At 61.4% G+C, this 6,419-nt stretch carries 4 protein-coding genes and 1 pseudogene; 3 read left to right on the forward strand and 2 right to left on the reverse strand.

The window, feature by feature from the left end:
• The 3 genes and pseudogenes from KVY23_RS24545 to KVY23_RS24555 form a co-directional block, all read left to right on the forward strand.
• Positions 1-446, forward strand: a pseudogene (locus tag KVY23_RS24545) (hypothetical protein); the annotation flags it as partial.
• A 50-nt stretch (positions 447-496) separates the two neighbouring features.
• A complete protein-coding gene (locus KVY23_RS24550; RefSeq protein ID WP_230558513.1) occupies positions 497-1,897 on the forward strand; it encodes an ATP-dependent endonuclease in 1,401 nt (466 codons plus the stop codon).
• A gap of 351 nt (positions 1,898-2,248) precedes the next feature.
• On the forward strand, positions 2,249-3,406 hold the full coding sequence (locus KVY23_RS24555) for a hypothetical protein (protein WP_230558510.1): 1,158 nt from the start codon (positions 2,249-2,251) through the stop codon (positions 3,404-3,406).
• Between the two features lie 466 nt (positions 3,407-3,872).
• Here KVY23_RS24555 and KVY23_RS24560 read toward each other — a convergent pair whose 3' ends face one another.
• A complete protein-coding gene (locus tag KVY23_RS24560) occupies positions 3,873-5,333 on the reverse strand; it encodes a hypothetical protein (RefSeq protein WP_230558511.1) in 1,461 nt (486 codons plus the stop codon).
• The gene (locus KVY23_RS24565) at positions 5,326-6,291 is read right to left on the reverse strand and encodes a hypothetical protein (RefSeq protein ID WP_230558512.1); all 966 of its coding nucleotides are present in this window, start codon (positions 6,289-6,291) and stop codon (positions 5,326-5,328) included. Before KVY23_RS24565 ends, KVY23_RS24560 begins: the two co-directional genes overlap by 8 nt.
• Between the last annotated feature and the right edge of the window lie 128 nt (positions 6,292-6,419).

The raw sequence follows: 6,419 nt of genomic DNA on the forward strand, positions 1-6,419 counted from the left end.
GCGAGATGCCCTTCGTTGTGGCCGAATTTGATCCTCGAGAAATCTCATTCTTCCACTACGACAGGGCATTTCGTGTCTGCGACCCGCGCTTGGTCGCTACCGAATCGGTGCAACCAGGCTTAGATGGCTCCTTCGGCTTACCCGACCCCGACGACGAACACCTGGTTGCGGCGGCCGTCGTCGGCGGAGCAGAGGCAATAGTTTCGGACAACATCAAACACCTCCCTCAAGGCAAAGTTCCTGCTCACATCCAGGTGATCAAACCAGCAGACTTCGCTGCGAACACCGTTTCCGTTTCTCCCGACGCCGCAATACGGGCACTGAAGACAATGTCATCCCGATACTCCAGCCCGCCATTGACCTTTGCTGAGGCACTCGAAATTCTTGATAGTCGATACGGCATGTCTGAGGCAGTCGAGCTGATGAAGTCACCAGGCAGCAGCTGAGAGGTTCACTGATCGCCGATGCGTCAACCTTCCTTGACGGTGCGGTAACTCTGCGCGACTTCGACCTAGTCTTCACGGTCCGAGACCGCACCGGCAGCGAGTACGCGTTCAGCGAGCGCAGTGGCGGGATGAGCTATTTCCTGTCCTACTTCGTTCAGTACCTCTCACATGCCCCGACTGGGGCGCAGGAGATCCTGCTGATGGATGAGCCGGACGCGTACCTATCAATGCTCGGCCAGCAGGACCTGTTACGGATCTTCGCTTCATTTGCCGAACCAACGGACCGATCGGTGCAGCCGATCCAGGTTGTGTACGTGACGCACTCGCCGTTCCTCATCGACAAGAACCACAGCGAACGGATCCGCGTTCTTGAGAAGGGGGATGGCGAAGAAGGCACTCGCCTGGTCGCAAATGCGGGCCGCAATCACTACGAGCCTCTCCGTTCAGCCTTTGGTGCCTTCGTTGCCGAAACAACTTTCATCAGCAACTGCAACCTAATGCTCGAAGGTCAGGCCGACCAAGTGCTGCTCGCTGGCATCAGTTCATTGGCCCGTCGCGCCGAGAGCACCGGAGCCACTTTGGACCTGAACAGCTTGTCCCTAGTTCCATCTGGATCGGCTGAGCACATCCCATACATGGTCTACCTTGCCCGGGGCCGCGACGTCGACACCCCGGCAGTCGTGGTCCTGCTGGACGGCGACGACGAAGCTGACGGCATCCGCCAAGAACTAAAGAAGGGCTATCGCGACAAGAAGTACGTGGACGATGAGTTCGTGATTCAGTCCAGCGACCTCGATATCAGCGATGTGTCGGTGGCATCTGACTCGATCCGCGAGATTGAGGACCTCATCCCGGTCGACCTAGTCCTTATGGCCATTCGACATTACGCCGCCGAGGTCCTGTCACCCGAAGAGGCCGCCGAGGTTGCCGCGGCCGTCACGGCCGTGCCGGTCGCGGCAGGCCAAAAAGTCTTCAAAGCGGCCGAAGCCGCGTGCAAAAAGGCAGGAACCAAATTGCGGCTCGACAAGGTCGGGTTCGCGCGGGCTGTCCTGCACTGCTTAGAGCACGAAGCAGACCAAGACCTGCAGGCGCTTACCACAGCGAATTTCGAGCAACTGTTCGCTCGCATCGATAGAGCGCAACGCCAGGCCGTCCGCGTGAATGGTCGTGAGCGTGTCCGCAGGACTCTAACCCGTCACAAGGACGCGTTCTTGCGAGATCACCAGAAATCAGCCCTGCGTCGGGATGTAGAGGGTCTCCTGGAAGACATCGAGCACCAGCTGACAGAAGTCACCGACGAGACCGAGCGAGTGCGCAAAGACATGCGTCTGATCCGCAGGGACTTCGACCTAGCCTCGGAGCCCGGCGCGGTTGTCGGAAACTACGACGACTTCAAAGAGCGGCTCGAAGCGCTCCCCTATGGCGGGGTGCAGGCGGTCCAGGCCCGCTGACCGGCTGACCCCTTACAGCCGACGCGCCGAGGTGTATTTGTCACCTATAAAGCCTTGGGACGGAGGGATAGTCCAGGCGGTATTACTGGCCGACTGTCCGGCGAATGCTCATTCACCACTGGTAGTCAGCAAAGCCGTCGGTGCGTCAACGCGTATTGACGTTGAGGTAACTGCACTTGAAGCCAGCGTGTACGCCGGTGACGAAGGAACGGCATGCGGTCCTCGACGTCGGCCGTCGATCTGCTCGGAATCCACACCACGAGATCGGGCCGATTGCTCCCAATTCGCCGCGGTCTCCGTGAGGGTCGGAGCATGGCCTCCACATACGACGCCGATCCAGAAGGACCGAGGATGAGTTCGAGCTACGCATGGCTACCCGGCCACCATCTGGCCGTGGCGGCGACGCTCGCGCACGCCGACGAGCTCATCGGAGAAGTCGCCAGCCTCCTCTTCGACTATCAGACGCAGCCGGGAGGAATAATCCAGCTGCGAGAGGTGCCGATGATCACGCACAGTCAGACTGTCGTGGTGAGCATGTCGCCAATGCCGCGCAAAGTCGTCCTCCTCGTCGCCGACGCCCTGGTCGTCCTACGAAACGCGATCGAGCACACCTTGTTCGCCGAGGTCGAGTACCGCGATGGCACACTCGACAAGAAGGGGGCCAAGGTGGTCGAGATGCCGGCGGCGCAGACCTACGATGCATTCGACGCATGGGTGAAGGGCCGCGCAAGGAACGGACCTCCTTCCCTGCAACGGGGTAGTGAGTTGATCAAGCGCATCGAGCGGCTCCAGCCCTTCCACCGGACGGTGAGCTCGCATGATCACCCGATGGCGCTGCTAACGCTGCACACGAACCACTCGAAGCACCGAGCACCAGCTGTCACGGCCGTCCGTCTCGCAGCGGTCCATCGCGAGGACCTTACGCCGCCGTCATTGGCAGATATCGAGCGTCGTCCGGAGGTGCCTCTACAGGTCGGAGAGGTGATCGCGAAGACCCCCAGAGGTCAGCACATCCCTGTCGCGCTCTTCCCGACCATCGGTATCAACCGGCCCGGTACCGAGCGCTGGCCGGTACTGATGAAGGAGCTCGACGAACTCGCCACGTGGGTACGGACTCAGGCAGTGCCACGCCTGATCACAGGGATCGAACCACCGGCACCGCCCTTGCCTGCTCGGTACGAGATCTCGGTCGGCCGTGAAAATGAGCGTAGCGCGTTGCCAAGCGGGTCGGCGACATCTGCAGCACAGTTGCATAGCGATCGCCTTGGGGCCGCGACTGTTCGGCTTGACATGGTCGAGACCATCGTTCGGATGGATGACGCCCCGAGCGCCGCGCAGATCTCAGCATGGCTGAAGAGCCTGTCGGATCAGGAGCTTCTCGCTCGGATACGGGGGCTGAGAGCTACGGCTATGTACGAACCGGAGATCGTGCTGAGCAACTTCGCCGTGCTCGAGCGGATGCGTGACGATGCCCGACGGTTCTCGGGGCTACCGGTCGACGGGGCGTAGGACTGAGGTCTGTTTTCGCGGGCCTTTTGTCCCGCGCCTACCGGACAGGAGGGCTCCGGGCAGCGCCACGCCGAGCGCGTGTGCGATCGCATGCAGCGTCAAGATCTCCGCCGAGTTCGGGACGTCACCATCCCCATGATGTGTGCGGCGGTGGTTCGTGACGTCCTCTACTAAAATGTGTCGCCGTCTTCTGAAACTGACACCCATATCGCACGCAGACTGGTCATGGCCCTGTTCGGTACTGCCAAAATCGAACGTTTCTGTCACACCTTCGATGTGCGAATCGCGCGATCCTGTCAGTTTCAGAAGTGGGCTGCACTCCGTGCTGGCGTTTTACCGTCCAGTGCAGTCGTCTTGTGAAATTTCACTGTCAGAAGTGTGGTGCACAAATATTCCGGTTGGTCAGCGGACGTCTCCATCGGCATTTGGTCCGAACAGGGCCCGTCCACGCTTCTAGGGCAGTGCCCTAGTCGAGAAAGTAGGCGAGAACTTTCTCGTCGGAATCCAAGACATCGTCCGTGGCCACCCCGAGCTCGAGGGCCAGGTCGACGGATCCGCGGAGCGCGACCTCCAGGTCGGGGGAGAAGGCCCGTTCGAGCACACCGAGGTAGTCGGACATGCTGGCATCCAGCTGCTCTATGAGCTGCTGGTACTCGGCGGCGAGGTGCCTGTCGCGGATCTGCTGCTCGCCGAGATAACGCTCTATCAGCGACGCTTCTCGCTTCGAGAGCGAAGACGACACAGCCTTGTACATGACAACGCCAACAGTATTGCCGATCACGGCACCGAGGAGTGGCACCGGGATGATGGCCTGGCCGACGAAGGAGGACAAGGCGCTGACAGCAGTCTCCAGACAGACCAGTTCCGAGTTCTCGATGAACGCCAACTCATCGATTTCACCGCGACGAAGTTTGTTCGCCTGCTCCGCGACGCCGAAGGCAGCGGTGACGATCGAGCTGGCGACCGCGGCGGGGGTGGCGGTGAAGTTCGTGAGCCAGTAGATGCTGAGTCCTCGGACACCGCCTTGGGCGGCACCGAGACCTCCTTCGCCCGCGATGTCGGTCCAGTCCTCGCGTGTGAAGTCTTTCAGGGGCTTGCCTGCACGGCGTTTCGCGATCACGGCCAGCGCGAGTGCGGTCCCGCCTTCGATGGCGGCGGCCGCAAGTGTGGCCTTCGTGCCCTCCCGTAGGGTCGGATCGCTTGCTTGGTAGGCGTCGTCACGCAGGGACTGATCGGTGGAGCGGAGGGAATCCGTCTCTGACTGAAGAGTTGCGCCGTAGGCGCCCATTTGGACCTCGGAGTACTTCAGGTGTGAGGGCTCGAGTGACTCGACGCCGAGAGAGCGCTCTTCGAAGAAGGACTGCACTCGCGTCCAGTCTCCGTAAGATGGGCCGTCGCCGGTGCGAGTCAGGAGCTTGCCGGCCTCCTCGCGTGGCATGGCGTGCAGCTTCTGGATGACCTCGAAGTGATCGCTGGGAATCTGGTACTTCCCGCCGTTCTCGACGAAGTCGGGATACTTCTGGAGGTGGTCCGCGATCGCGCCGAGGCCGAAGCGGTTGCCAGCCGCGAAGAACTTCTGCTGGATCGCTACGCCGCTGCGCATCAGGTCGACGGGGCCGTTGTCGTTCACCCACTGGTAAAGCGGGTTTTCGCCGAAGATCTGGCGTCGGGCGTTGCCGACGCCCACCTCTGCGACCTCGGCGATGAAGCCGTGCATGCCCTTCACGCCGCCGCGGTTGGTGGTGACCACCTCGAGGTCGATCTTCCGAACCGCTGCGGTAACGCTGGCGAGCGCATCCGCCAGATTCATGTCTTGCTGGTTAAGGGTGCTCAGGAGGTTGTCGAGCCGGAGTTGATTGAGGTAGTTCACCCAGGCAGCGACAGCTTGTTCCTGGTTGCTCTTCGTGAGCTTCGCCGGCTCATACATATTCGGTACCCTGCTCGATGCGCTTCGTCAGCAGAGCTGCGCATGCTTTTGTGTTGTTGACCAGCGCCACCAGCTGGAACTGCTGGGGCACGGACAACGCGAGGAAATCAGCGCCGAAGCACGTGAGTGCTGCGCTATAGCTTCGCAGGAGCTTGTCTCGGAGGGCCGCTGTACGCCGGAGGAGATCATCGATCCGAGCGTCTATGGCTTCGATCTGAGCGGTGTTCTTCTTCACCGATGTCAGCGCCGCGTGCTTCGCCTCGCGGTTATCGAACTTGTTCTTGGTGAACACCGCTATCGACGCGAGCAGCGTGGCACCGGCCACCGTCCAGCCGATGGGACCGGCGAGGGCGAGCAAGGCGCCGCCGGCTGCAGTGCCTCCGCCGCCGGCCGCGACCGCCCCTCCGCCGAGCCATGCGAGTGCGGCGTTGGACGCAGCAGCGCCGGAGAGTGCGGAGATCGCGGTGCCGGTCGATGCGGTGCCGAAGGTAGTCGCAACCCACAGCGCAGCAGTCGGAGCCATGCTCGCGACCGCAGCGCCTGCGGAGAACCCGGCAGTGGCACCTGCCGCCGACTGTCGTGCGGCTTCGAGATCCTTCCGCGCGAACTCCTCCGCCCCCAGAAACTGGGCTTTATGAATGTCGATCTTGGCGATGTCGGTCTCGAACGCCTTCGGAGTATTGACCACGCTGTTGATCAGCAGTTCGACCAGCTCGATTAGATCTGTCGACCGTTCGCGCAGGAGTAGGAGAGACACGCCTTTGTCGTTCATCGAAGTGAACGCGCCGTTGTACTCGACTATCGCTTCCTGATAGGGGTCAGACTTCTTCGCTGTCAGCTTCCCGAACGAATCTGACGCGGCGTCCTTGAGGTCGCTGGTCTGTTCACCCAACTGCCTCGAGCTATCCCGCGCGAACTTGGTGAAGTCGCCGACCCGCTTCAGATTGACCTTCTTCACCCTCTCTAGACATCCCAGGTCCGTAATTTGTCAAGCGGCGGTGGGCTGTTGCGCGGTTCGGTGTGCCCAGGCGGTGTGTTCGTCGTATTCGGTGTGGTGGCGTAAGCAGCCGTGCAGTATGCCGACGA

The organism is Rhodococcus sp. I2R (genome assembly GCF_020889545.1).
Lineage (GTDB): Bacteria > Actinomycetota > Actinomycetes > Mycobacteriales > Mycobacteriaceae > Rhodococcoides.

What these genes read in the sequence shown, in the direction of transcription:
- KVY23_RS24555 (WP_230558510.1), top strand. Translation starts at nt 2,249, where the DNA reads ATGAGTTCGAGCTACGCATGGCTACCCGGCCACCATCTGGCCGTGGCG.
- KVY23_RS24560 (WP_230558511.1), bottom strand. Translation starts at nt 5,333, where the DNA reads ATGTATGAGCCGGCGAAGCTCACGAAGAGCAACCAGGAACAAGCTGTC.